Annotated in this window: 23 protein-coding genes; 13 read left to right on the top strand and 10 right to left on the bottom strand. The window is 69.6% G+C overall.

All coding sequences use genetic code 11. The features are described 5' to 3' along the window. Positions 1-60 precede the first annotated feature (60 nt). The 5 genes from ACQFZP_RS10705 to ACQFZP_RS10685 form a co-directional block, all read right to left on the bottom strand. A complete protein-coding gene (locus tag ACQFZP_RS10705) occupies positions 61-729 on the bottom strand; it encodes a response regulator (RefSeq protein WP_211891284.1) in 669 nt (222 codons plus the stop codon). Continuing rightward, the gene (locus ACQFZP_RS10700; protein ID WP_211891283.1) at positions 726-2,021 is read right to left on the bottom strand and encodes a sensor histidine kinase; all 1,296 of its coding nucleotides are present in this window, start codon (positions 2,019-2,021) and stop codon (positions 726-728) included. Before ACQFZP_RS10700 ends, ACQFZP_RS10705 begins: the two co-directional genes overlap by 4 nt. Next, on the bottom strand, positions 2,018-2,863 hold the full coding sequence (locus ACQFZP_RS10695) for a hypothetical protein (protein ID WP_211891282.1): 846 nt from the start codon (positions 2,861-2,863) through the stop codon (positions 2,018-2,020). Before ACQFZP_RS10695 ends, ACQFZP_RS10700 begins: the two co-directional genes overlap by 4 nt. Beyond that, complete coding sequence (locus tag ACQFZP_RS10690; RefSeq protein WP_211891281.1) at positions 2,860-3,789, bottom strand: ABC transporter ATP-binding protein; 930 nt, start codon at positions 3,787-3,789, stop codon at positions 2,860-2,862. The genes ACQFZP_RS10695 and ACQFZP_RS10690 overlap by 4 nt, the downstream gene beginning before the upstream one ends. Positions 3,790-3,980: 191 nt before the next feature. Then, on the bottom strand, positions 3,981-4,949 hold the full coding sequence (locus ACQFZP_RS10685) for an alpha/beta fold hydrolase (protein WP_211891280.1): 969 nt from the start codon (positions 4,947-4,949) through the stop codon (positions 3,981-3,983). 73 nt (positions 4,950-5,022) lie between these two features. On the opposite strand from ACQFZP_RS10685, the gene ACQFZP_RS10680 reads away from it, so the two are divergent. Next, positions 5,023-5,775, top strand: a complete 753-nt coding sequence (locus ACQFZP_RS10680) for a formylglycine-generating enzyme family protein (RefSeq protein WP_211891279.1) — start codon at positions 5,023-5,025, stop codon at positions 5,773-5,775. Positions 5,776-5,833: 58 nt separating this feature from the next. Here the strand turns inward: ACQFZP_RS10680 and ACQFZP_RS10675 are convergent, their stop codons facing one another. Then, on the bottom strand, positions 5,834-6,328 hold the full coding sequence (locus tag ACQFZP_RS10675) for a small multidrug efflux protein (protein ID WP_211891278.1): 495 nt from the start codon (positions 6,326-6,328) through the stop codon (positions 5,834-5,836). 181 nt (positions 6,329-6,509) lie between these two features. Here ACQFZP_RS10675 and ACQFZP_RS10670 point away from each other — a divergent pair, with 181 nt between their 5' ends. Both ACQFZP_RS10670 and ACQFZP_RS10665 read left to right on the top strand, forming a co-directional pair. After that, a complete protein-coding gene (locus ACQFZP_RS10670) occupies positions 6,510-7,784 on the top strand; it encodes a sensor histidine kinase (protein WP_211891277.1) in 1,275 nt (424 codons plus the stop codon). After that, the gene (locus tag ACQFZP_RS10665; RefSeq protein WP_104310750.1) at positions 7,781-8,383 is read left to right on the top strand and encodes a response regulator transcription factor; all 603 of its coding nucleotides are present in this window, start codon (positions 7,781-7,783) and stop codon (positions 8,381-8,383) included. Before ACQFZP_RS10670 ends, ACQFZP_RS10665 begins: the two co-directional genes overlap by 4 nt. A gap of 307 nt (positions 8,384-8,690) precedes the next feature. On the opposite strand, the gene ACQFZP_RS10660 is transcribed toward ACQFZP_RS10665, so the two are convergent. Together ACQFZP_RS10660 and ACQFZP_RS10655 are read right to left on the bottom strand one after the other, a co-directional pair. Then, a complete protein-coding gene (locus tag ACQFZP_RS10660) occupies positions 8,691-10,814 on the bottom strand; it encodes an FtsX-like permease family protein (RefSeq protein ID WP_211891276.1) in 2,124 nt (707 codons plus the stop codon). After that, the gene (locus tag ACQFZP_RS10655) at positions 10,811-11,602 is read right to left on the bottom strand and encodes an ABC transporter ATP-binding protein (RefSeq protein ID WP_211891275.1); all 792 of its coding nucleotides are present in this window, start codon (positions 11,600-11,602) and stop codon (positions 10,811-10,813) included. The genes ACQFZP_RS10660 and ACQFZP_RS10655 overlap by 4 nt, the downstream gene beginning before the upstream one ends. A gap of 133 nt (positions 11,603-11,735) precedes the next feature. On the opposite strand from ACQFZP_RS10655, the gene ACQFZP_RS10650 reads away from it, so the two are divergent. Then, entirely contained in the window at positions 11,736-12,938 is a 1,203-nt protein-coding gene (locus ACQFZP_RS10650) for a sensor histidine kinase (protein ID WP_211891274.1), read from the top strand. Beyond that, positions 12,935-13,579 carry a response regulator gene (locus tag ACQFZP_RS10645; RefSeq protein ID WP_211891273.1) on the top strand — a complete coding sequence of 215 codons (645 nt, stop codon included), beginning with the start codon at positions 12,935-12,937 and terminating at the stop codon, positions 13,577-13,579. Before ACQFZP_RS10650 ends, ACQFZP_RS10645 begins: the two co-directional genes overlap by 4 nt. Before the next feature lie 238 nt (positions 13,580-13,817). Here ACQFZP_RS10645 and ACQFZP_RS10640 read toward each other — a convergent pair whose 3' ends face one another. Beyond that, positions 13,818-14,714 (bottom strand): LysR substrate-binding domain-containing protein, encoded by an 897-nt coding sequence (locus ACQFZP_RS10640; protein WP_211891272.1) that lies wholly within the window; start codon positions 14,712-14,714, stop codon positions 13,818-13,820. 125 nt (positions 14,715-14,839) lie between these two features. Here ACQFZP_RS10640 and ACQFZP_RS10635 point away from each other — a divergent pair, with 125 nt between their 5' ends. Continuing rightward, entirely contained in the window at positions 14,840-15,835 is a 996-nt protein-coding gene (locus tag ACQFZP_RS10635; protein WP_211891271.1) for an EamA family transporter, read from the top strand. Here the strand turns inward: ACQFZP_RS10635 and ACQFZP_RS10630 are convergent. Further along, the gene (locus ACQFZP_RS10630; RefSeq protein WP_211891270.1) at positions 15,776-16,588 is read right to left on the bottom strand and encodes a tyrosine-protein phosphatase; all 813 of its coding nucleotides are present in this window, start codon (positions 16,586-16,588) and stop codon (positions 15,776-15,778) included. The genes ACQFZP_RS10635 and ACQFZP_RS10630 overlap by 60 nt on opposite strands. A 409-nt stretch (positions 16,589-16,997) precedes the next feature. Here ACQFZP_RS10630 and ACQFZP_RS10625 point away from each other — a divergent pair, with 409 nt between their 5' ends. The 7 genes from ACQFZP_RS10625 (at position 16,998) to ACQFZP_RS10595 (ending at position 25,064) form a co-directional block, all read left to right on the top strand. Next, positions 16,998-18,068, top strand: coding sequence for a mandelate racemase/muconate lactonizing enzyme family protein (locus tag ACQFZP_RS10625; protein ID WP_307852815.1), 1,071 nt, complete (start codon positions 16,998-17,000; stop codon positions 18,066-18,068). 31 nt (positions 18,069-18,099) lie between these two features. Beyond that, positions 18,100-19,164, top strand: a complete 1,065-nt coding sequence (locus tag ACQFZP_RS10620; protein ID WP_211891268.1) for an ABC transporter substrate-binding protein — start codon at positions 18,100-18,102, stop codon at positions 19,162-19,164. 34 nt (positions 19,165-19,198) lie between these two features. Then, a complete protein-coding gene (locus ACQFZP_RS10615) occupies positions 19,199-20,749 on the top strand; it encodes a sugar ABC transporter ATP-binding protein (RefSeq protein WP_211891267.1) in 1,551 nt (516 codons plus the stop codon). Further along, a complete protein-coding gene (locus tag ACQFZP_RS10610; RefSeq protein ID WP_211891266.1) occupies positions 20,746-21,738 on the top strand; it encodes an ABC transporter permease in 993 nt (330 codons plus the stop codon). Before ACQFZP_RS10615 ends, ACQFZP_RS10610 begins: the two co-directional genes overlap by 4 nt. Beyond that, positions 21,735-22,727: an ABC transporter permease gene (locus ACQFZP_RS10605; protein ID WP_211891265.1), complete on the top strand. Its 993-nt coding sequence runs from the start codon at positions 21,735-21,737 to the stop codon at positions 22,725-22,727. The genes ACQFZP_RS10610 and ACQFZP_RS10605 overlap by 4 nt, the downstream gene beginning before the upstream one ends. 62 nt (positions 22,728-22,789) lie before the next feature. Beyond that, on the top strand, positions 22,790-23,569 hold the full coding sequence (locus ACQFZP_RS10600) for a glucose 1-dehydrogenase (protein WP_211891264.1): 780 nt from the start codon (positions 22,790-22,792) through the stop codon (positions 23,567-23,569). Between the two features lie 10 nt (positions 23,570-23,579). After that, entirely contained in the window at positions 23,580-25,064 is a 1,485-nt protein-coding gene (locus tag ACQFZP_RS10595; protein WP_211891263.1) for an aldehyde dehydrogenase family protein, read from the top strand. Positions 25,065-25,131: the final 67 nt, after the last annotated feature.

Genomic DNA, 25,131 nt, shown 5'->3' with positions numbered 1-25,131 from the left:
CGCTGCGCTGCGCGAGTCGATCGTATCTCTCGTGGTGCGCGCCGGCTGTACCGTGTCAGGTCATTGGCCGGTGATACCGAGTTCGTAGGCGCGGATCACGGCCTGCACGCGGTCTCGAAGCTCGAGCTTCGAGAGCACGCGACCGACGTGCGTCTTGACGGTGGATTCGCTGAGGTGCAGTGCTTCCGCGATCTCGCCGTTCGTCCGTCCAGCGCCGATGAGCGCGAAGATCTCTTGCTCGCGAGGCGAGAGGGCATCGAGTGCAGGGGTTGCGAGCTTCGGCTCGGCTCGTGCACCGAGACGCGGTGCGGCGATGCCGATGAGCTTCGCGGTGATGCGTGGAGACACCACGGCGTCCCCGGCGTGAACGGCGAGGATTGCCGCCACGAGCTCCTCGGGGCGGGTGTCCTTGAGGAGGAAGCCGACGGCCCCGGCTTCGAGCGCAGCGAACGCGATCTCGTCGAGGTCGTAGGTGGTGAGCATCAGGACGCGTGTATCAGCGGCGGTCTCGGTGATGCGACGGGTGGCCTCGACGCCGTCGAGGCCGGGCATCCGGGCGTCCATGAGGACGACATCTGGGCGCAGCCGCGCCACGGCACCAACCGCCTGGACCCCGTCCGCTGCCTCTCCCACGACGACCAGTCTGGGGTCGGCTTCGAGCACCAGGCGGAAGCCGTATCGGACGAGCTCCTGGTCGTCGACGAGGAGCACCCGGATCGCATCGCTCATGACGTCCACTCCCCGAGGGGCAGTCTCGCCAGGACCCGCCAGCCGCCGCCGGGCTGCGGACCCGTCTCGAGGGTGCCGTCGAACATCGTCACGCGCTCGCGCATGCCGATGATGCCCCTCCCGACGACGTCGGCATTCGGCAGTGCAGGCTGCGACCGATCTCGCACGTCGATGACGACCTCGTCCCTCGACCACGTCACCTCGGCGGTGACCTGCTCCAGCTCGCGACCGTGGCGGAGCGCGTTGGTGAGCGACTCCTGCACGATGCGGTACACGGTGAGGCCGACTGCGGGGTCGGCGGTCGGCTCGCCGCGCTCTACCAGTCGCGCCGAAAGGCCGGCGGCGACGAACTCCTCGATGAGCGCCCCGAGCTGCCCGGCGCCGGGCTGTGGCGGCAGCGGCCGGCTCGCGGGCGGGGCCTCGCGGACCGATCCGAGTAGGCGGCGCACCTCGGTGAGGGTTCGGCGACCAGTCTCCGCGACCCGCCCGATGGCTCGTTGCGATTCTTCCGGTCGGTCTTGGACCGCCGCCTGTGCGCCGTCCGACATGGCGATCATGACCGACAGGCTGTGCGCGATGACGTCGTGCATCTCTCGGGCGATGCGTTCGCGTTCGCGCGCGCTCGCGATCTCCGCCTGCTGGTCCCGTTCCCTGGCGAGTTGCTCCGCGCGTTCGAGGAGCGAGGCGACGTATCTGCGCCGCTGTCCCACGCTCGTCCCCAGGAGTGCGGTGACGAGGAGCACGGCCGCGATGGCGCCGTAGGCGAGAAGCCAGTCGAACGTCGCGTTTCGAGGCGTCAGCGGCGGCGACCCCCAAAGGGAGGGGCCGGATGCGAGGCGCATGACGAGGACCTGCGCGCCGACCGCCCCGAAGGCCATCGTCACGGCCGTGCACATCCATGCGACAGGAGTGGGGCGGCGGACACCGACTCCGTACAGCGTGATGACGGGGAGCAGTGTCTCCGCCCCGGTGCCGAACGCGAGCGAGAGCAGCGCGAGCACCAGGGCGCAGATGAACGTCGCCAGCTGGTGCTTCGCTCGCGCGATCAGGCAGGCGGTGCCGCCGATGCCGAGCAGCGCCGGGATCCACCAGGGGGTTCCGAACCGCGGTTCCAAGGAGACGGCGCAGAGCCCGAGAGCGACAGCCGCGTAGAGCGCGACCGGCGCGACGCTCGCAGTCCTGGGTTGTCGGCGCGCGAACTGCCGGATTCCGCTCAGCGACGCTCCTCGATCGGTCGGAGCGTTCGAGGGCTCTGCATCGGGAGGATGCGTTCTGCGCGAGCTCGAGTTCACACGTCCCTCCGGCGGATCGCGACGAGTGCGCTGAGGAGTGCCGTGAGGGCCCAGACCGTCGCGGTGATCCACCCGCCGGCCGGGCTCAGGTACTGCGAGGTCGCATCGGCGAACCCCAGAGTCGGGTCACCGATGCGGACCATCGAGTCGCCCGCGTGCGAGAGCATGTAGAGGCGGATGGTGCGGACGAGCTCTGAAGTGGGGAGCACGGACGTGAGGATGGGGGCGAGCAGCGTCGTGCAGAACACGACGATCGCCCCTCCTGCCGCCGAACGCAGCAGCGCACCCACTCCGACACCGAACACGGCACACAACCCTACATACACGGCCCCGCCCACGATCGCGAAGAAGAAGCCGGGCTCGGTCAGCTCCGTCTGGATGCCGTACCCCGCGTAGATCGTGTAGGTCGCGGCCCATGAGCCCAGCAGCGCGATGAATGCGGTGGCCGTGACGGCGGGGAAGAGCACGAGCGCCTTCGCAACGATGATCGGGCTGCGGCGTGGGACGGCGATGAGGGTCGGCTGGATGGTTCCAGACGAGTACTCGGCGCTGATCGCGAGCACGCCGAGGACGCCGGCGATGATCTGCCCGAAGAGGACGGTTCCGAGCGTGATCGCGTCGAGGGAGAAGGCCACCGAGTGCGCGGACGGAACGCCGCCGGACTCGAGCGTCACCGCGAACAGGACGCTCACGCCGAGCCCCAGCACCAGCAGTGCGGCGGAGAGGAGCCCGGTCGAGCGCAGACTCGTCAGCTTGATGAGCTCGGATTCGAGCACGTGCCGGAATCGAGGTCGGACCGGGGCGTGGATGTGCCCCTGCCTGACGCGGGTCGGTGCGCTCATCGGCCCATCACCCCACTCGGGACCTGCGTCGACCGGTACTCGACCTGTTCAGCGGTCAGGGCGAGGTACGCCTCTTCGAGCGTGCCCGTCCGTGTTGCGACCTCGTGCAGCACGACGCCCGCGTCTGCGGCGACGACCGCGACCTGCTCGGCCGTGAGCCCGACGATCTCCAGGGCAGCATCCGGCTGCAGGGAGACCGATGCCGCCGAGCCGGAGAGGATCGCCGTGAGCTTCTGGGTGTCTCGCGTGCGGACGCGGACCACGGAGCGAGTCGCCCCAGCGATGACTTCGCCGATCGGGCCATCCGCGAGGATGCGGCCGCGGCCGATGACGATGAGGCGGTCAGCTGTCTGGGCCATCTCGCTCATGAGGTGCGAGGAGAGCAGCACGGTGCGCCCCTCGTTCGCGAGGGTCCGCATCAAGGTCCGCACCCACAGCACGCCCTCGGGGTCGAGGCCGTTGACGGGTTCGTCGAGGATGATCGTCGCCGGATCGCCGAGCAGCGCCGCTGCGATGCCGAGTCGCTGCCCCATCCCGAGCGAGAAGCCGCCCACCCGCTTGCCTGCGACGCTGTCGAGCCCGGCCATGCCGATGACGTCGCGGACTCGTCCTCTGCCGATGCCGTGCGTCGCTGCGATCGAACGGAGGTGAGCGTACGCGGTGCGTCCCCGATGGGCGGCCTTCGCGTCCAGCAGCACCCCGACTTCCCGCAGCGGCGCCCTGTGCTCCGCGTACGGGCGGCCGTTGACCAGCGCCGCACCGGAGGTGGGTCGATCGAGACCCACGATCATCCTCATGGTCGTGGACTTCCCGGCGCCGTTCGGCCCCAGGAATCCCGTCACCAGTCCCGGCTCGACCGTGAAGTCGACGTCGTCGACAGCGACCTTGTTCCTATAGCGCTTCGTCAGCGATTCCGCAGTGATCATTCGTGGTCCTTTCCGACTCACGAGGACACTAGGGGCGGGCAGGGAGAAGCCGCATCGGACTGCGGGACCGAACCGGGACACGCAGTGGCACCCAGGTGCTACTCCCCCAGGTGCAGTGAAAACCATTAGCTTTCCAAGACACCCCCATTCGTCGGACATCCCGTGTGGCGTATCGCCTACGTGCAGGTTCGTCAGCGTCTCGGAAACTCGTCTCGCCGCGGAACGTTTCGGCCTGCGTTCGTGTCGGTCTTTTTGAAGCACTCAGATCGAGCGAGCGACACCAATGCACTCGAGTCGACACCGCTGTCCCCGACGTGCAGGGCCAGCTCAAGGGCCTGCCGCGCCACGAGCCCCGGCTCTGCCGCGCTGACCACGTGCCCTGACTCCTCGGCCCGCACGTGCACCGCCCCGGGATGCGCGGCGACGGTCTCGAGGTGCGCCTCGATGAGCGGGCCCCGCGTCCGATCGCCGGGGGTCGCCTTCATGCCCGAGATCACCCGCATCGGCAGATCTCCAAGCCTCGGTGGGCGCGACCGCAACCCGGCGAGCTCGCTCCCCACGAGGCGCTGCTCGGCGGCCGCCGCCCGCGCCGCACCCGGTTTCGTGGATGCATCCAGGGCCTGCGCGGCCGCGATCGGGTCCATCCCCTCGACGAGGCTCCGCAGCTGCACGCGCAGCAGACCAAGCCTGGCGGCCGGCTCCAGCACCGCCGCCGAGAATCCGAAGAGGCGCCGCGTCGACGGCCGGAAGTACAGCGCCGCGTGCTCGTCGCTCTGGTCGACGAGCACAAGCCCGTCCATGGGAGCGCCAGTCGCCAGGCGACGTGCCGCCAAGCGCCGCACGATCGGCCCGCCCCAGCTGTGGCCAACGAGCACCAGCCGCGCCGGCTCCTGCGCGTCCACGACCACGTCGAGGTCGTCGGCGAGGCGCTCCAACGTGCGCGGTTCAGGATCCGGCGTGCTCTCCCCGTACCCCGCTCGCTCGTAGGCGACGACCCGCACGCGCTCCGCGAGCATCCTGTGCACGAGCCCCCAGTACAGGCCGCTCGCTCCCAGGCCAGCCTCGAGCACGACCACGGCGCCCGAGTCGCGCGGCCCGCTCGCGAACGTGCGCAGGCGACGCCCGTCTGGGGTGGACACAAAGGCGGCGGAGTCCATCATTCCGGCATGCTCTCACGCGGCGACAGACACCCGCCAGGCACCAGACGCGGCCTCCGGTGCGAGGATGGCCCCAATGGATATCGAATTCTCGGCCATCGACGGCGGCACCGTCGAACTGCACGACGCGCGCCGCAAGATCCGCCGCCGCGTGGAGCTCGAGCCGTTCGAGATCGGCGTCTACGCGGTCACCCAGTCGCAGCTCGGCGAGCTCCTCGGCGAGGCGACCGACGACGGGATGAGCCACCCCGACCGGCCCGCGACCGACGTCAGCTGGCTGCGCGCCATCCGCTTCTGCAACGCCGCCTCCGAATGGGAGGGCCTCGACCACGCCTACTCGTACGACGGCGAGCAGGTCACCTGGCACGTCGACTCCGACGGCATCCGCCTCCCCACCGAATCCGAGTGGGAGTTCGCGTGCCGGGCCGGGTCGACTGCAGCACAGTACGGGCCGCTCGCCGACGTCGCCTGGACCAGCCTCGACGGCGTCACCAGCCCGCAGCCGGTCGGCGGCAAGCACCCCAACCTCAACGGCCTCTTCGACACCCTCGGCAACACGTGGGAATGGTGCTGGGACCTCCTCGACCCGGCCCGCTACGACGACTACCGCGTGTTCCGCGGTGGCGGCTACGCCGACGACACGTGGAGCGTGCGCGCTTCCGTCCGCCGTGGTGGTGCACCTCGCATGCACCACGAGGACGTCGGGTTCCGTGTCGCCCGCGGTGGATTCGACGCCGAGAATGCGGCCCAGGGGTGGTCTGCCCGCGCGGACCGCGAGCGCGCAACACTCGAGGGGCCCACCCCGTTCGGGTGGACCCCGCTGCGCTGACGCATCCGCTGGCCTGACACGCGACTTAGTGGGCGGCTGAGCGGCTGCGAGCCCCGGATCAGACGGCGAAGGCGATGACCCCGGTGATGAAGAGGGTCAGCAGCGTCGTCCACAGCACGATCGCGACCGCCTGCCAGACGAGCACGCGCCCCTTCGAGATGCCGCTTCCCGCGAGCGCCGCGGCCGTGAAGTGCGTCGGGAGCAGCAGCGGGCCGAGCAGGCTCACGCCGGCGACGCCGTAGCGGTTGAACGCGCGCTGGAACTTCTCGCGTCGGGCCGTCTTCGGCGTCGCGTCCTCGGGCGACTTCGCGAAGCGGGCCCGGATGGCAGCGCCGAGGTAGACGACAAGCGCCACGGCGATGAAGTTGCCGAGGGCACCCGCGATGGCGGCGATGACCGGGTTGATGCCGCCGATGATGCCGATCGTCGCGGCACCCTCACCCTCGATGAAGGGAACGGCGCCGGCAAGCGCGACGATCAGCGGCTGCAGCCACTCTGGCAACTGCGCCATCAGGTCCTGGAAACCGAGGATGAGCTCTGCGATGGGGTTCATGGTGTGGCCTTTCGGAGCTGAAGTGGGCTGCCGCGTCGGGTGCCGCGGCGATGTCTCCATTCCACCCGGGATGCGCGGCGTGCGGCAGTGCCGCCGCGTCACCACTCCTCGTGAGGATGCGCGTGCGGGTTCATGACAAATGTCACGGGCCGCTCGCCCACGCCTGGCCTACCGTGGAGGGATGAGCACTCCACGCATCGGCGAGACGGCGCTGGCCCGCGGCGTCACCGCCACCTGGTGGTACACGGCGGTGGGGGTCGCCTTCTTCGTCGCTCTCACGGCCCTGTTCTGGATCCTCTGGGCCTGGGCGGCGCCGGCACTCGACGCGCCCTGGCGGTTCCCCCTCTCGATCGCCGGCAGTGTGGCCTGGATCGCCGCCAGCATCCTGCTGCTCCTCGACTACCGGCCGAGCGTGCTCGCGGCGCGCGACGGCGAACGGCACCCACCCTCGACGCTCACCATGGCGGGGTTCGTGCTCGCGGTGCTCGGCGCGCTCCTCCTCGGGCTCGGCACATCGTCGCTGCTGGCCGCCGCGGCGGTCGTCGCGTTTGTCCTCTCCGTCCGCCCCTGGACACCCGGGGTGCGGTGGCGGGTCGTCGTCGGCGCGACACTGCTCGTGCTCGTGCTCGTGTTCGTGGAGGCGTCGGCCTTCGCGACGCAGGGCATCCCGGTGAGCGCGTTCTCGGCGCCCGCCTTCTTCGTCCTGATGGTGCCCTCGATGACCGCGTTCTCCCTGTGGTGGTGGGAGATCGTGCTGGAACTCGACTGGGCCCGCACCGCCGAGAGCCAGCTCGCCGCGACCCGCGAGCGCCTGCGCCTCGCCAACGACGTGCACGACCTGCAGGGCCACCACCTGCAGGTCATCGCGCTGCAGCTCGAGCTCGCGGAGCGCCTCCTTACCAAGGACCCGGCCGCCGCGGCCGAGCAGATTCGCGCCGCCCAGGGAGCCGTCAACGAGGCGCGCGCCGGCACGCGCGCCCTCGCCACGAGCTTCCGCGGCGTACCCCTGCCTGATGAGCTCGAGAACGCGGCCGACCTGCTCCGCGCTGCCGGCCACGATGTGCGGATGCACGTGGGAGCCGGCGCCGCATCCGCCCCCGCCGACGTGCTCGGCCCGATCGTGCGCGAGAGCGTCACCAACGTGCTCAAGCACGGCGACGGTGCCCGCGCCCGCATCGACCTCAGCCGCGACGGCGACACGTGGGTCTACCGCATGGTGAACGACGCGGCGGGCCACGACGGCGGCGCCGGAGGCGTGGGCGGAGCTGAGGGCGGGGCCGACGTCGCGTGGGGCAGTGGCCTGACCGGCATGGGCGAGCGACTCGAGGTCAGCGGCGGCAAGGTCGAGGCGTGGAACGACGGCACGAGCTTCACCGTGCAAGTGCGCCTGCCCGTCGTACACGCCCCGGTCGCCGGCACCTCCGACCTCCCCGCGACGACAGGAGAACACGCATGATCCGGGTGCTGCTCGCCGACGACGAGGACATGATCCGCACGGCCCTCGCCTCACTGCTCCGCCTCGAAGTCGACCTCGAGGTGATCGCCGAGTGCAGCACCGGCACCTCCGCCGTCGAAGAGGCGCTGCGCCTCAAGCCCGACATCTGCCTGCTCGACCTCGAGATGCCGGGCCTCGACGGCGTCGAAGTCGCCGAGCGCCTGCAAGGCCTGCCCGAGGTGCGATGCATCGTCGTCACCCGGCACGCCCGGCCCGGGGTGCTGCGCCGCGCGCTCGCCGCGGGAGTCCAGGGGTTCATCCCGAAGTCCCGCCGCGCCGAAGAGGTCGCCGACATCATCCGCCGAGTCGCCGCCGGTCGACGCTACGTCGACCCCGAGATCGCCGCGGACGCACTGGCCGACGAACGCAGCCCCCTCACCGACCGCGAGCTCGACGTGCTGCGCGCCGGACAGCGCGGCGAGACGATCGCCGAGATCGCCCGCAGCCTGCACCTCTCCCCCGGCACCGTGCGCAACTACGTGTCGTCGGTGCTGGGAAAGCTCGCCGTCTCGACGAGGCAGCAGGCGACCGTCGTCGCCCGCGAGCGCGGCTGGATCTAGCGCGGTGGCGCATCCGCCCACGCCGTCGCCTGGCGAACGTCTCGGGCTGGCGCTCGGCTCGGGATGGGATTCGTCTCGGGATGGCAACGTCACCTCGTTGAGGAAAACTTCCCTGAACGAAGCGAGGTTCCCATCCCAAGACAGCCGCGCCGCCGCCCCGCCGCGCGACCCGGGCGGTGACCGCCACCCGGACCACATTTCGAGATGGCTTCCACGCACGCAGATGGCTTGCAACCCATCCCGAAGCGTGGAACCCATCCCGAAACCCCCGCGTAGCCGCGCATTAGCGCGTCAGCGCGTCAGCGCATCAGCGGGCGGCCACGCCGATGGCCGGCGGCACGCGGCTCGCGGCCCGCATGGGCGCGACTGAGGCGAGCACGGAGGTGGCGATCACGCCCACCCCGAGCACCGCGAGCGTGCCGAACGGCGGAATGCCGCCTGCCATTCCGAGGACGTGCAGGGCGAGCACCCCGTATCCGCAGCCCACGGTGACGCCGATCGCCGAGCCGACCGTGGCGGCGAGCGCGGCCTCGGCTGCGACGGACCGGCGAGTCCCCGACCGGCTGACGCCCAGGGCGCGCAGCAGCGCGATCTCCTGGCGCCGCTCGGCGACCGAGAGCGCCAGCGTCACGGTCACCCCGATCATCGCGACGAGCAGCGTCACGCCGATCATGGCCGCCCCGATGAGCTGCCCGATGAGGATGGTCTGCTCGATCCCGGCCTGGACGTCGGCGGCCCAGTAGACGGGGACGCCCGGGTCCACGCGGTCGAGCACGGCTGAGCGCAGCGCCTCGGGTGCCACCCCGGGTGCCGGATCGATGAGGATGTCGGTCTCGCCGAGGCGTGCCTCCACGGACGGGTCCGCCGACAGGCGTTCGACGACTGCGTCGGGGTCGTCGACGAGGTCGACGGGGATGATGGCCGCGGTCGGGAAGTTGCGGGCGACGCTCTCCTCGGCGTCGGCGGACGCCCCTGCGACGCCGACGGTGAGCGCGGCCGTGAGGCCGACGCCCAGCGTCAGCACGGTGGTCATGGCGGCGGTGCGACGCGATGCGCGACTCGCGTTGGACATCGTCAGTCGCAGCGCGACCGACCCGGATGCGAGCGGTCGCAGCAGGAGCGCCGACCAGCGGATGAGGAAGGGCCCGACGGCGACGAGCGCCGCGAAGACGAGCGTGCCGCTCAGCGCGGCGAGCGCGAGGCCGAGGAACTCGTCGGTGGATGCGACGGCCACCCCCGCGAACGCGGCGAGGGCCGCGACGACGAGCGCTGCGACAGCGAAGAGCAGGCGGGGCGCACCTCGCAGCGGGCGGGCATCCGAGGAGCGAGCCTCGCCGAGCGCGGCGACCGGTGAGGTCCTGCCCGCCGCCCGCGCAGCTGGCAGTGCGGCGACGATGGAGCAGCACACGGCGAGGACGAGGCACGCGATGAGTCCCGCCGGCGCGGCATCGAAGGGCGCATCGAGCAGCCCGGCGCCTCTGGCCGCCGTGACGAGCACCGCCGCGGTCGCGAGCCCGACCGCGACGCCCGCGGCACCGGCGACGAGGCCGATGAACGCCGCCTCGACGAGCACCGAGCGGCGCACCTGAGCGCGGGATGCTCCGACGCAGCGCAGCAGCGCGAGCTCGGCGGCCCGGCGGGTGAGCAGGATGCGGAAGGTCGAGCTGACGATCACGACGGCCGACAGCACGGCGAGGCCGACGAACACGGTGAGGGCACCGAAGACGCCTACGAGTGTGTCGGTCACCGAGCGGGCCTCCTCCGCGCGGCGCTCCTCGCCGCCCATGACGGTGCTCTCCCCCGCGACCGCGTTCAGCATGTCGAGGTCGGGGGCGCCCGTGACGAAGATCTGCACCGGGGCCATCGACCCGCCGAGCGCTACCGCATCCTCTTCCCGGATGAGGGCGACGTCCTGCCCGAACTCGTGCACCTGCCCGATTCCCGCGACCGTGAGCTCACGTCCGCCCGCGACGAAGACGTCGCCGACGGTCGCGCCGGAGCGCTCGGCCGTGCTCGTGCCGATGACCACCTCGCCGACCTCCGGCGCGGTGCCGGCGGACAGCTCGCCGATGCCGCTCAGGGGGCCGGAGCCGGGGTCGCTCGTCAGCTTCCAGACGGCGGTGGTGCCGCCGAGCTGCACCTCGACGTCGCCGAGGTACTCGACGGCGACCTCGTCCACGCCGGGGAGCGTGCGCGCCCGCTCGGCGATCTTCGTGGCCGCCTCCGATGTCAGATCGCTCGGCGGGATGACCACGGCACCCGCCGCCGCGGGCGTGCTCATGCCGAACGCGACGAGCGCGGTCCTCGCGTTGAGGGCGATGAGCAGCGACGCCGCCGCGAAGGCCGTCGCCGCGACGATCGCGATGCCGATGAGCACCGCCTGGCCCGGCCGCCGGAGCACGCTTCTCGCGGCCGCGCGGATGACGATCATGCGGGCACCCCGGCACCCGCCGCGAGCGCCGCGACGTGCTCGAGCACCCGACCGCGGGTGGGCGAGCTCAGGCTGCCGGCCGCCCTGCCGTCCTTGAGCAGCACGACCTCGTCGGTGACTGCCGCGGCCACCGGGTCGTGGGTGACCATCACCACGGTCTGCCCGTACTCGTCGACGCACGCGCGCAGAAGTGCGAGCAGCGAGCTGCCCGACTCGCTGTCGAGGGCGCCCGTCGGCTCGTCGGCGACGATCAGGTCGGGGCGCCCGAGCAAGGCCCTCGCGACGGCGACCCGCTGGCGCTGGCCGCCGGAGAGCTGCGCCGGCAGGTGCCGGAGCCGGTCGGAGATGCCGAGGCGTTCGACGAGCTCAGCCCGCCAGCCGCGCTCGGGGCGACGCCTCGCAAGCGACGCGCCCAGGTCGATGTTCTCGCCCGCGGTGAGGTGCGGGAGCAGGTTGCCGTCCTGGAACACGAACCCGACCCGGTCGCGCCGCGCAGCCGTCAGGGCCGCGTCGTCGAGCCGCCCGAGGTCGGTATCGCCGAGCAGGATGCGGCCTGACGTCGGCTGGTCGAGCCCCGCGAGGCAGTGCAGCAGGGTCGACTTGCCAGAACCGGATGCGCCCATGATGGCCGTGAACCGCCTCGCGGGCAGGTCGAGGCTCAGCCCGTCGAGGGCGCGGACGCGGTTGCCGGTGTCGCCGTACTCGCGCACGACGTCGATGGCCCGGGCGGCCAGCGGAACCGGGGGAGCGGAGGGCGGGGAACGGAGGTCGCCGAGGTCTGAAGTCATGCATCCACCCTCTGAGGTGGGCACGGCTGCCCGCGTCGACCGAGGGGACGGTCATCGCCGGCGCGCTCGTTCCTTCGAACGATTTGCCCGCGAAACGGGGTGTTGCTTGAGGCGCGTCCGGGAGGATGGAGGCGTGACGACAAGCAGCGACGGCGGACGGGGGCGGCTCGGGTCGCTTGCGGCCCGCCTCAAGGCCGCGCCGAAGATCGCCGAGTTCGCGGTGCTCGCGCTGCTGCTCGTGGTGGACTTCGAGCTCGCCGCCCGTCTTGCGGTCGTCCCGGAGACCGGTCCCGCCGACGGTCTCATCGCCGGGGCCCTGACGACCGCGTTCGTCGCCGTCGTGGTGGCTGCGCTGGCCCTCGCCCGCGGCCGGCTGCCCGCCGCCTCGAGCGTGGGATCTGCCTTCGCGGTCTCGCTCCTCGGGTCCGGGGTCGCCGCATCCACCGGCGCCCCCTGGTCTTCGCTGACCGAGTCGGCAGCCCTCGTCGTGCTCACGGTGTTCGGCGTGCGCGCGGCTTCCCTCCGAGGCGCGATCGCAGTCGGCGCCGGCGCTCTGGTCGTCGCGCTCGCCGTTACCCTGCTGCGCATCGGCGTCGACGGAACCGCGATCCTCCTCGCCGTCCTCGTCTGGGGGTGCGCCGTCATCGGCGGCGTCGCCGGGCGGTTCGTGCGCCTGCGCCGCGAATCCGCCCTTGAGGCCGCCCGGCGAGCGGAGCGGCTGGAGCTGGCCCGGGAACTCCACGACGTGGTCGCGCACCAGGTCACCGGGATCGTCGTGCAGGCGCAGGCGGCGCTCGCGGTGGCCCGCGCCGACCCCGAGCGCACCACCGAGGCCCTGGCCGCTATCGAGGCGGCTGGCACCGAGGCGCTCGCCGGCATGCGTCGCATGGTCGGCGCGATCCGCGACGAGCACGGCGATGGGGAGCCTGCTCCCCTGAGAGTGCCATACGGCCTCGACGACATCCCGACGCTCGTCGACCGGTTCGACCCAGGCCACGAGCGCACGACCCTGCACCTCGAGGACGCGGACGCTCCCCTGCCGCCCGGCGTCGGCGAGTCCGCGTACCGCGTGGTCAGGGAGGCGCTCACGAACGCGCGCAAGCACGCGCCCGACGGGACAACCGCCGTGTCGGTGCGCGTGGTCGACGCCGAGCTGCTGCTCGAGATCGAGAACGACGGGGTGCGCGCCGGCAGCCGCGAGGAAGGCGCCGCCGGGTTCGGACTCACGGGCCTGTCCGAGCGGGTCACGGCGCTCGGCGGGGCCATGCGCGCGGGCGCCGACACCCCCGACACGTGGACGGTCTCGGTCACCCTGCCCCTGGAGCCGCAGCGATGATCACCGTCGTCCTCGCCGACGACCAGGAGATGGTGCGCGCGGGCTTCCGCATGATCCTCGAGGCGGAGGGCGACATCCGCGTGGTCGGCATCGCCGGTTCGGGTGACGAGGCGGTCGCCGCAGCCACGCGGCTGCTGCCGGACGTCGTGCTCATGGACATCCGCATGCCCGGGATGAACGGGCTCGACGCCACACGGATCATCACCGCCCGGCAGGACGCGCCGCGAGTGGTCATCGTCACGACCTTCGACACCGACGAGTACCTGCGCTCGGCGCTGCAGGCCGGCGCATCCGGGTTCATGCTCAAGGATGCGGGGCCCCGGCTGCTCGTCGAAGCGGTTCGCGCCGCGGCAGACGGCGACGCGCTCGTCTCGCCCTCGATCACGGTGCGGCTGCTCGACGAACTCGCCGGGAGTGCCACCAGACGGCTTGCATCCGATGTTGAGCACGAGCTGTCCGACCGCGAAGTGGAGATCGCGGCCGCGATCGCGCGCGGCGGCACCAACGAGGAGATCGCGGCCGACCTCTTCGTCTCCGTCTCGACCGTGAAGACCCACGCGCGCAACATCAGCGTGAAGCTCGGCGCCCGCAACCGCGTCGAGATCGCGGCCTGGGCGTGGCGGATAGGCCTCGTCAGGTGACCGAGCGATGACGGAGTTTCTCCAGTCTCGGGATGGGAAAGTCACTTCGTTGCGGGAAACTTCCCAGAACGAAGCGACTTTCCCATCCCGAGACTGCCGTCGCGACCGCGGGCTCCCGTCAGGAGGCGCCCGACGTTTCGGGATGGCTTTCACGCACGCAGATGGCTTGCAAGCCATCCCGAAGCGTGCAACCCATCTCAAAGTTCCTCTGGAGTCGGTCGGCGGCGAACGGCGGGACTCAGCCGCCGGTGAGGCGGTCGAGCACGTGGCGCAGCAGCGGCCACTCCGCGGTGCCGCGGAGGTAGGCGGCGGATGCGCGCAGCATGGGCGGCTGCTGCATCCGCACGATCTGCACGTTGTCGCGCGGCGCTCGCGTGAGGGGGAGCATCCCGACCCCGAACTCGGCCGCGATGAGGTCTTCGACCAGCGCGAGGTCGTCGGACTGGTGGGTGACGTTCGGCTCGTAGTCGGCGAGCGACGCGAGCACGCCGATGGCGATCTCGTCGGCGTCGTTCCTGGAGTTGCCGATCCACTCCTGGTGGCGCAACGCGAGCATGAGGTCGCGGTTGGGCAGAGGCTCGAGGCCGCCGCCGGGGAGGGCCACCGCGACGCTGTCCGGAACGCCGATCCCCCACTCCCCTTCCCACAGGCGCACGCTCTCGTAGCCTGGCGGGATGCGCAGGGGTGCAAGCGTGTAGTCGTACACCAGCGCGAGATCGATCCGGCCGGCGTCGACCAGCGCGAGTGCCTCGTCGGGTTCCTGTTCTTCGAGCACGAGCCGCACGCCGGGGTGTGATGCGGCGAGCTCGCGCATGATCGGGAACAGCGCTCGCGCGGCGGTCGCGAATCCCGCCACGCGCAGCGTGCCCTGCGGTTCCGCGTCCGGGTCGAAGTCGCGTCTCGCCTCGTCGAGGCTCGCGAGGATCCCGGATGCGCGTGCGGCGAGCCGCGAGCCGGCGGCGGTCAGCCGCACCCCACGCCCCACCCGCTCGAGGAGGTGCGCGCCGAGCTCCTGCTGCAGGAGCGCGAGCTGCTGCGAGACGACGGAGGTCGTCGTGAGGTGCTGGTCCGCGACGGCCCGCATCGAGCCGAGGCGCTCGAGGTCGACGAGGTACTCGAGCCGTCGCGTCTCCATGTGGACTCCCGCCGATCATCCGGACCGCGGGCCAGGCGCCCACGGAACCATTGTGCGCGAATCGCGAACGATGCGTTCGCATTTCTCGCGTGGACACGGATGCACGGGCGCGCCATCCTGAATCCATGACCGCGTCCACGCTTCCGCCAGCTCCACGAGGCAGCGCCCGCTCGGGCACCCTCATGACGATCAGCGCCATGCTGTTCGTGCAGCTCGGCCTGGCGCTCAGCACCGGCCTCTTCGAGCAGCTGGGCCCGCTCGGCACCGGCTGGATCCGCCTGGTGTTCGCGGCGGCACTCGTGCTGGTGATCGTGCGGCCGCGACGCGCGTGGTTCACGCGCAGCAGCTTCCTCGCCTGCATTGTGCTGGGCGCAGCCACCTCGGGCATGACCTTGCTCTTCACGCTCGCGATCGACCGCATCCCGCTCGGCACGGCCGCGGCCCTCGAGTTCCTGGGCCCCCTCGCGGTCGCCGTGCTGCGCAGTCGGGGCCGGGCGCTCCTATGGCCACTGATCGCGGCCGTCGGTGTCGTGCTGCTGACGGAGCCGTGGACCGGGAACATCGACCCGATCGGCGTGCTGTACGCGCTCGCCGCGGCGGCCTGCTGGGCCGTCTACATCCTGTGCACGCAGCGTGTGGGCGACGAGCTGAGTGGGGTGCGCGGCCTGGCCGTTTCGATTCCTGTGGCGGCCGTCATCGCGAGCATTATCGCGGCGCCGAGCACCATTCCGCTGCTCACGTGGGAGGCGGCCCTCGCCGGCCTCGGCTTGGCCGTGCTCCTGCCAACTGTGCCGTTCATGCTCGAGATCCAGGCGCTGCGCCGCATTACGGCGGCTGCCTACGGAACTCTCACGAGCCTCGAGCCCGCGGTCGCGCTCGTCATCGGCTTGCTGCTGCTGCATCAGGTGCCCGGGTTGCTGCCGGTCGTGGGACTCGTGCTGGTCATCGTCGCTGGCATCGGCGTCGAGCGCTCTGCAGGACGCGCACCCGCGGCCGCTGCGCCTCCGGATGCAGCTTCAGCTGCCGCCGCGACACCGAGTACTGATGCGGCGGCGGCACCCTCAGGCTCCGGTGAGGCGCCCCTTGAGCGCGGCGAGCTCCGCACCGGTGAGCCCGCCTGACTGCAGGTACGCGGCTGAGCCGCCCTGCGCATCCACCCACTCGAGCGCGTGCTCGATAGCGGATGGGGGCGTCGCGGCGACCAGGTCCTTGATCTGGTCGGTGAGCGGCAGCCCGTACTGCGCGACCATGCCGTACATGCGCTCGGCCCACTCCCCTGAGAGGTTCGCCCCGGAGGACGCGTAGTCAGCGATGATCGCCGACCGCTCGACCCCGACCGCGTCGAGCACCAGGGCCGAGCCGATGCCCGTGCGGTCCTTGCCGGCCGTGCAGTGGACGACCACAGCGTTCGGCGGGCTGACGGTCGCGGATGCGACGAGTCGCGCGAGCTCGGCGAACGTGGTCGCGCTGTGCTCGAGCATCTCCACGTAGAGGGCGCCCAAGGTCGGGATCTGCGCGAGCACCGCATCCATCGCCTTCGCCTGCTCGGCGGGGTCGCCGCCGCGCGCAGCCGACTGCAGGCCCTGCTGCACCAGTCCGGTCACGGCCCCTTCAAGCAGCGGCAGCTCGACGACGTGGAACTGCCGGCTCACGGGCAGGCGGTCGGGCGCCATCTGCCGCTCGGCGGGTGTGCGGAAGTCGACGATCGTGCCGATGTCGCTCGCCGCGAGCTCCTCGAGCCCCTTCGGCGTGAGCGAGCTCAGCGCGTCGGACCTGTAGAAGACGCCGGAAGCGGTCGTGCCGCCGCCAGCCGCCGGCAGGCCGCCGGTGTCGCGGAAGTTGAAGGTGCCCTCAAGGGAAGTCGCCGTCGTCATGCGATCACCTTAGACGCGGGCACCGACATTCGAGCGAGGCGGGTCAGACCAACCCCCTGGTTTCGCAGGTCCCCTCGGACACCTCAACTGGGTGCATCGGCACGAGAGACCCACCGTCATCGGGCCGGGAGGCTGCGTCTCTCGTGTGGATCCACCGGGCTCGCGACCACCTCGACCCGGTGCGACCGGTGTCGCGTGGCGTAAGACCGTGTCGCGCGGGCGTAAGACCGTGTCGGGGGCGGACGCAGGCCTGTGGGGCGCATGGTAGCGCGTGGCACCGACCTCGTCCATCGTCCGGTCGGCCGCTTGACACGGTCGCCGACTGGTGTCACTCTCTACGAAAGGAAACCGGTTTTCTAGACCGCTTTCGAGGACAACCGAGAGGGCCCCAATGGCGAGGATCCAATCAGTGGTTGCTGACCACTACCGAGTACCCCTGCCCGTGAAGCTGACCGACAGTATGCACGGCGATATGGACGACTTCGAGCTCATCACCGTGCGCATCCGCGATGAGGATGGAGGCGAGGGCCTCGGCTACACGTACACGGTCAATGCCGGCGGGCGGGCGGTCGCCGTCATGATCAATGACTACATGGCCGGCGCACTCATCGGCGAAGAGGCGAACCGCATCGAACAGCTCTGGGAAAAACTCTGGTGGCAGCTCCACTACGCGGGGCGCGGCGGTCACCAGACATCGGCGATCTCGGCGATCGACATCGCGCTCTGGGACCTTCTCGGCCGACGCGTCGAGGAACCGCTCTGGAAGATCTTCGGTGGCTATGACCCGAAGGTTCCCGTCTACGCCGGTGGCATCGACCTGCAGTTCAGCCTCGACCAGCTGCTCAGGCAGGCCGACGGCTTCCAGGAGGCTGGTTTCCGCGCAATCAAGATGAAGGTCGGCCGCGACAGCATGCGCGAAGACATCGAACGAGTCGCAGCGATGAGGACGCACCTCGGCGACAGCTTCCCGCTTATGGTCGACGCCAACATGCGATGGAGCGCGGACCAGGCCATCGCAGCGGCGCGTGAACTCCGCGAGTACAACCTCGTCTGGCTCGAAGAGCCCACGATCCCGGATGACCTTCCCGGCCATCAGCGGATCCTCCGCGAAGGAGGCATCCCAATCGCCGGAGGGGAAAACCTCCACACGCTCCACGAGTTCCGAGCTGCGATCACCTCGGAGGCGCTCAGCTATCCCGAACCGGATGTGACGAACTGCGGCGGATACACGGTCTTCCGCAAGATCGCCTCGCTCGCGGAGGCGCACAACCTGCCCGTGACGAGCCACGGCGTGCATGACCTCACCGTGCACGCCCTCGCCGCCGCCCCCAACCGCACCTATATGGAAGCGCACGGCTTCAGCCTCGAGGCCTACATGACGGACCCCATGCCCATCGTTGACGGGCATGTCACAGCCCCCAGCACTCCCGGCCACGGAATCGACCTCGACTTCGCGGCCCTCGAACCCCACCGCGCCTGATCGCGCGCCCCAGAACACAACAAGGAGCATCATGAAACAACGACGTTTTATCTTCCTCGCCGCGGCTGCCGCCACAGCCCTCGGCCTCACGGCCTGCACGGCACCGTTGGAGAACGGCGCGGGCGCGAGCGGCGCACCGGTGGCGACCGGAGCTACGCAGGTTGTTGAGTCCGAGTCAGCGGAGACCTGCGTGAACGACGCCCCGAGCGATATCGAGATGTCCGAGATGGTCATCGGATTCTCCCAATCGGAGAACGAGCAGAACCCGTTCCGAGCCGTCGAGACGGAGTCGGTCCGCCAGTCCGTGGAGGGTGCGGGCGCGGAGTTCGTATATACCAACGCCAACAGCGACCAGGCGAAGCAGCTGACGGACATCCAGTCGATGATCAACCAGGGTGTGGATGCGCTCATCGTGGCCCCCATCAGCTCGACCGGCCTGCAGGGTGCGTTCGCGGACGCTCAGGCGCAGGGCATCCCTGTTGTCACGATCGACCGGCAGTCAGAGGGCACGCCGTGCGACGACTATCTGACATTCCTTGGCTCGGACTTCTACGAGCAGGGGGTGCGAGCTGCACAGGCCGTCGTCGAGGCGACCGGCGGGGAGGGCAAGATCGCAGAGATCCAGGGCGCCCCCGGCAGCGACGTCGCGACGCTGCGCACGGAAGGTTTCGCCGAAGAGATCGCGAAGCACGAGGGCCTTGAGATCGTCGCGCAGCAGACCGGCAACTGGTCGACGAGTGAGGCCCAGGAGGTGCTGAGCCAGATCGTCTCCGCCAACTCGGACATCACCGCCGTCTACACGCACAGCGACACGATGGCCCTTGGTGCGGTGACCGCGCTCACGAACTTCGGCAAGGATCCGGGCGCTGATGTCTCGATCGTGTCAATCGACGGCACGGCCGACGCGGTCACCGAGATCGCGAACGGCAACATCTACGCCGTCGTCGAAACCAATCCTCGCTTCGGCCCGGCCGCCGTCGATGCCCTCACCTCGTGGTTCGCGGGCGAGCCCGTGTCGCAGGAGATCATCATGAAGGACGCCCTGTACACGAGCGAGAACGCGCAGGAGGCACTCGACTCCGGCGCGGCCTACTGAGCCGGCTGCGGCCGACGAACCTTGATTGGCAGTCATGGCTGACACATCACTCGTGCTGCAGGCACGCGGAATCACCAAGACCTTCGGCGCCGTTCGCGCGCTCACGGACGTCTCTCTGAACCTCTACGCAGGGGAAGTGCATGGGCTCAACGGTGAGAACGGCGCCGGGAAGTCGACGCTCATCAAGATCATCACGGGCTTCCACAAGCCGGACGAGGGCGAGCTCCTGCTGCAGGGCGAGAACGTGAGCTTCGCCCGGCCCCTCGACTCGCAGAACGCCGGTATCGCAACGGTCTACCAGGAGGTCAATCTCATCCCGGAGCGAACGGTCGCGGAGAACATCCTCCTCGGCAGGGAGCCACGGGTGGCCGGGATCCTGAAAAAGCGGGCGGCCCTCACGCAGGTGCAAGAGATCCTCGACCGATACGCATTGCGTCTCGACCCGAAGTCGAAGGTCTCCGAGCTCGGACTCGGGATGCAGCAGATGGTTGCGATCGTCCGCTCGGTGGCGTTCGAGGCGAAGGTCGTGATTCTCGACGAGCCGACCTCCGCGCTCAACGGCTACGAGATCGAAACGCTGTTCTCCGTCATCCGGCAGCTGCGCGACGAGGGCACCGCCATCCTCTTCGTCAGCCACCGGATGTCAGAGCTGTATGAATTGTGTGACCGCTTCACGGTGCTGCGAGACGGTGCGTTCGTGACCGAGAGCACCCCGTCGAAGCTGCCGCGGCCAGCACTCGTGAAGGCGATGCTCGGCGGCGTCGACCTCGAAGAGGGGGTGCTCGACCGCGAGGCCGCCCAGCAGCGCGTCGACGCGATCTCAACCCATGACGTCGGGCTGTCGGTGCGGAACCTCAGCTGGAGCACTCGCGTCCGCGACGTGTCGTTCGACGTTCGCAAGGGCGAGATCGTCGGCCTCCTCGGTCTGCTCGGCGCGGGTCGCACGGAGACGTGCAAGGCCATCTTCGGTGCCGTCAAGCCCGACTCCGGAACCGTGATCGTGGACGGCACTCCCCTCAGGAAGGCCACCCCGTCTGGTTCGCTCGCCGCTGGCATCGCCTACCTGTCCGAGGACCGCCGCACCGAGGGGATCTTCCCGGGCCTCAGCATCAGGGAGAACATGACCGCCGCCATCCTGACCCGTATCTCGAAGCTCGGCTTCGTGAGTCGAGCCGCGCAGAACGATGTCTTCCGGGAGTTCTCCGATGAGCTCCGGATCAAGGCGGCCGCACCCGATCAGGCGATCAACGAGCTCTCCGGAGGCAACCAGCAGAAGGTGCTGCTCGGACGCTGGCTCTCCCTCGGTCCGAAGGTCATCCTGCTGGACGATCCGACCCGCGGCATCGATATCGGAGCGAAAGCCGAAGTGCACCGGGTCATCCGGGAGCTCGCGAAGAAGGACATCGCCGTCGTCGTCACCTCGAGCGAGACCGAGGAGCTCCTCGCGCTCTGCGACCGCCTGGTCGTCCTCAGCGAGGGTGCCGTGACGGGCGAGGTCTTCCCACACGAGGTCGACTACGACTCCGTCATCTCGCTGCTGTCAGGTCAGAGCGCAGCGACTCACACGATGGAGGAAACAGCATGAGCACGCAAACTTCTGCAGCTGGCACCACCGGCCTCGTCCGTGGACCGACACCGGGCAAGACCCTTGCGACGTGGGCGAGCAAGTACTCCGTCTACGCGGCGCTCGTGCTCCTGTTCGTGTTCAACCTGGTCGCGACCGAGGGTTTCGCGAGCGCCTTCACCTTCCAGAACCTGCTCTTCTCGGCGGCACCGATCATCATGATCGCGGTCGGCCAGACCCTCGCCATCGGGACGGGCGGCATCGACCTCTCCGTGGGATCGGTGATGGCGCTCGCCTCCGCGACCGTCGCGCTCTACCTGGGCTACGGCGAGGTCGCGGCGATCCTCATCACGATCACCGCTGCGGCACTCATCGGGCTCTTCAACGGCTCGCTCATCGCCTTCGCCCGCATCAACCCGCTCATCACAGGTCTCGGTCTCCTCGTGGCGGTCCGAGGATTTGCTCAGGCGGTTTCGGGAGGTTCGCGGAGCACGATTCCCGCCGGCGGTGTCTTCACCTGGATCGGCAATGCCACATTCCTCGGGATCCCCGTCGTCGCCCTCTTCGCGCTCGCCGTCGCGGGAGCGATCGCGATCGTCGTCCGCTCGACAGCATTCGGTCGGTACGCACTGTTCACCGGGTCGAACCGCAGCGCCGCCTACCTCGCCGGGACGCCGCGCAACGCGACGCTGCTCACCATCTACACGATCAGCGCCGCATTGGCCGGAATCGCCGGCCTCATGGTCTCGGCTCGCATCGGCGCCTCCGACCCGAGCTTCATCGGCCTCAACTTCGAGCTGACGGCTATCGCGGCGGTCGTCATCGGCGGCACCCCGCTCGTCGGAGGCCGGATCTCCGTGCCGGGCACCGTCGCAGCGGCCATCTTCCTCCAGCTGATCGACACCACGTTCGTGATGCGAGGAATCGACTTCGCATTCGCACAGGTCCTCAAAGCGGTCCTCATCATCGCCGCGCTCTACCTGCAGCAGTCGAGAAAGGACACCAGGTGACCACTCCAGCCACACCGACGGCCGCCATCCCGCGCCCAACCTCCCAGCGCCGCAACCGGGTGCTCGAGCTCACCCAATCCCACGGTGTGATCGGGGCGGTGCTGCTCCTCTGCATCGTCGCAGCCATCGCGTTCCCCTCGTTCGCAACTCCCGCCAATCTGTCGGCCATCGCCACAGCGGCTTGCTTCATCGGACTCATCACCATCGGGCAGAGCCTCGTGCTCATCTCCGGCGGGATCGACCTCTCGGTCGGATCCATGGTGGGGCTCGCGACCGTCGTCGCCGCCCTCGCGGCACCGTACGGGTGGGCGGCGGCGCTCCTGGCTCCCGTCCTGGTCGGTGCGGTCGGCGGCCTGCTCAACGGCCTGCTCATCGGCAAGGCGAGGATGGCACCCTTCATCGTCACGCTCTCTGCCCTGCTCGCGTTCAAGGGCATCGCGGTCGCACTTGCGTCGTCGAGCATCGTGATCGACGCCAGCAGCGGCTTCAGCGCCATCGGCAACGGCTCCTTCCTCGGCATCAGCAACCTGATCTGGGTACTGCTCGCTGCCTTCGCGATCGCCGGCCTCGTGCTCAACCGGACCGCGTTCGGCTCCGACCTCTTCGCGCTCGGCGGCAACGAGGACGCGGCGCGCATGATGGGCAGCAACACGAGCCGCGTGAAGGTCGCTGTCTATGTCATCAGCGGTTCGCTCGCGGGTCTCGCCGGAGCGCTCCTGGCTTCGCGCCTCTCCTCCGGCGTCTCGACGCTCGGGACCGGGTACGAGCTGACCTCTATTGCCGCGGCCGTCATCGGTGGCGTGCTCCTCACCGGCGGCGTCGGGACGATGCTCGGCGCGCTCTTCGGAGTGCTGCTCATCGGCATCATCCAGAACATCATCAACCAGGTCGGCACACTCAACGCCTACTACCAGGACCTCGTCACGGGCCTCTTCCTCGTCCTCGCCGTCGTCGTTCAGGGCGTCCTGTCCAACCGTCAACGACAGTGACCACCCACCCCAGATCCGCACCAGCATCACCCCCACCTACCCCACAACGAAGGAGAACTCCCTTGGGAACCCTCGACAGCAAAATCGCACTCATCACCGGAGCAGCCTCAGGCATGGGCCGCGCCATGGCACTCGGATACGCGCATGAAGGCGCCCACGTGGTCATCGCCGACCTCAATCTCGACGGCGCCAACACCGTCGTCGACGAGATCCGAGCGGCGGGCGGCTCCGCGTCCGCTAAGTCGCTCAACGTGAGCAGCACGGAAGAATCGAAGCGGGTCGTCGACGAGATCGTCGCCGAGCACGGGAGCCTCGACATCCTCGTCAACAACGCGGGGGTTGGCCTCATCAAACCCCTCGACGAGATGACCCCGGATGAGTGGGACCGGATCTTCAACGTCAACGTCAAGGGGCTGATGTTCCTGACGCAAGCCGCCTGCGTGCCGATGCGTGAACAGAACAGCGGCAAGATCATCAACATGGCCTCCATCGCGGGACGCCGCGGCGAAGCCCTGGTCTCGGCGTACTGCGCCTCGAAGGCGGCCGTCATCTCCATCACCCAGTCCGTCGCCCTCGCCATGGCCCCGTACGGCGTGAACGTCAACGCCATGGCCCCCGGCATCGTCGACACGCCCTACTGGAAGCAGGTCGACAAGCAGTTCGGCGACCTCACCGGCAAGGCGGAGGGTGAGACGTTCAAGGAGAAGTCCGCAGACGTGCCGCTGGGGCGCACCTCCGTGCCCGAGGACATCGTGCCCCTCGCGGTCTTCCTCGCCGGCCCGGGATCCAACTACATCACCGCCCAGACGTACAACGTCGAGGGCGGGATGGTGATGAGCTGAAAGGCACCCGATGGCACACGACATCTTCGCAACCGGCTCGCTCCTCGGAGCGCAACCCGCCATGCGCATCGGCGGGGACTGGGTGCGCACGGACAACACAAGCACGGTCGACAATCCATCGACAGGTGACGTCATCGCTCGCGTCCCGATCGGCGAGACCGCGCATATCGATGCCGCCCTCAAACAGGCCAGCGACGCCCAGCGCGTGTGGGCCAAGCGCTCGTACGCGGACCGCGCATCCGTGCTCGAGGAAGTGGTGAGGCAGGTGGATGCGCACGCCGAGGAACTCGCGCAGATCGTTGTCGCCGAACAGGGCAAGACCATCGTCGAGGCCCGCGGCGAGATCGAGGGCGTCAAAGGGTTCCTCGGCTACGCGATCAGCCAGAAGTACCGGAACATCGGCGAGCTCGCGGCCCCGTCGAACCGCGACCAGCAGCTTGCGATTCGGGAGGAGCCCGTCGGTGTGGTTGCTGCGATCATCCCCTGGAACTTCCCCGCAGCGATCTTCTCCAGGAAGGTGGCGCCCGCCCTCATGGCAGGCAACGCCATCGTCGTGAAGCCGAGCGGCGTCACCCCGTTGTCGTCGATCGCACTCGCCCGCGTCTTCGAACGCGCCGGGGTGCCTGACGGACTCGTCAACGTCATCACGGGGCCAGGCCGCACGCTAGGCTCGGCGCTCGTCGAGCATCCGCTCGTCAGCATGGTGACCGTCACCGGGTCGACGAGGGCGGGGCAGGAGATCCTGGCCGCCGCGGCGAAGAAGGTCATCCCCGTCTCCCTCGAGCTCGGGGGCAAGGCTCCCGTGATCGTCTTCGACGACGCAGATCTCGACCTCGCCGTCGACCACGCTTTCGAGGCGCGCTTCATGAACTGCGGCCAGGTGTGCACCTGCAACGAGCGCACGTACGTGCAGCGCGGCGTCTACGACGAGTTCGTCGCTCGGTTCCTCGAGCGGACGCGCAATCTCATCGTCGGCGATCCGACGGATGAGGCGACCCAGATGGGGCCGAAGGTCTCTCAGGAGGAGTGGCAGAAGGTGAAAGAGCACGTCGACCGCGCTGTCGCGGCGGGTGCGACGCTCGAGTTCGGCGGTGGCACACCCGCCGGCATGGAGGACAGCCCCGGCTACTGGTTCTCCCCCACGGTGCTCACCAACGTCACGAACGACATGGACATCGTGCAACAGGAGGTGTTCGGTCCGGTCCTGCCGATCATCGTCTTCGACGAGTACGAGGAGGTCATCGAGTGGGCGAATTCAACCGTCTATGGGCTCACCTCACACGTCTACACGACTGACATCCGAACGGCGATGTCCGCAACCGACGACCTGGAGTTCGGCGAGGTCTACATCAACCGAATCGGCCCGGAAGAAGTCCAGGGGTTCCACGCGGGCTGGAAGATGTCCGGTCTCGGCGGAGACGACGGCATCCACGGGTTCGAGCGGTACACCCGTCGCAAGACGATCTACACGGAGTACGCCAGAAGGGCCGGATAGCCTGGGGTGCGAGGGCCGGCGCCGCGCGTCGGGCCTCGCACCGCTCAGCACGCACGAGTACCGACAC

The sequence above is a fragment of the Pseudoclavibacter sp. Marseille-Q434 genome (genome assembly GCF_050315415.1).
Classification (GTDB): Bacteria; Actinomycetota; Actinomycetes; order Actinomycetales; family Microbacteriaceae; genus Pseudoclavibacter.
Note: the sequence above shows the minus strand (reverse complement) of the source record. Positions and strands in the feature narration are given on the sequence as shown.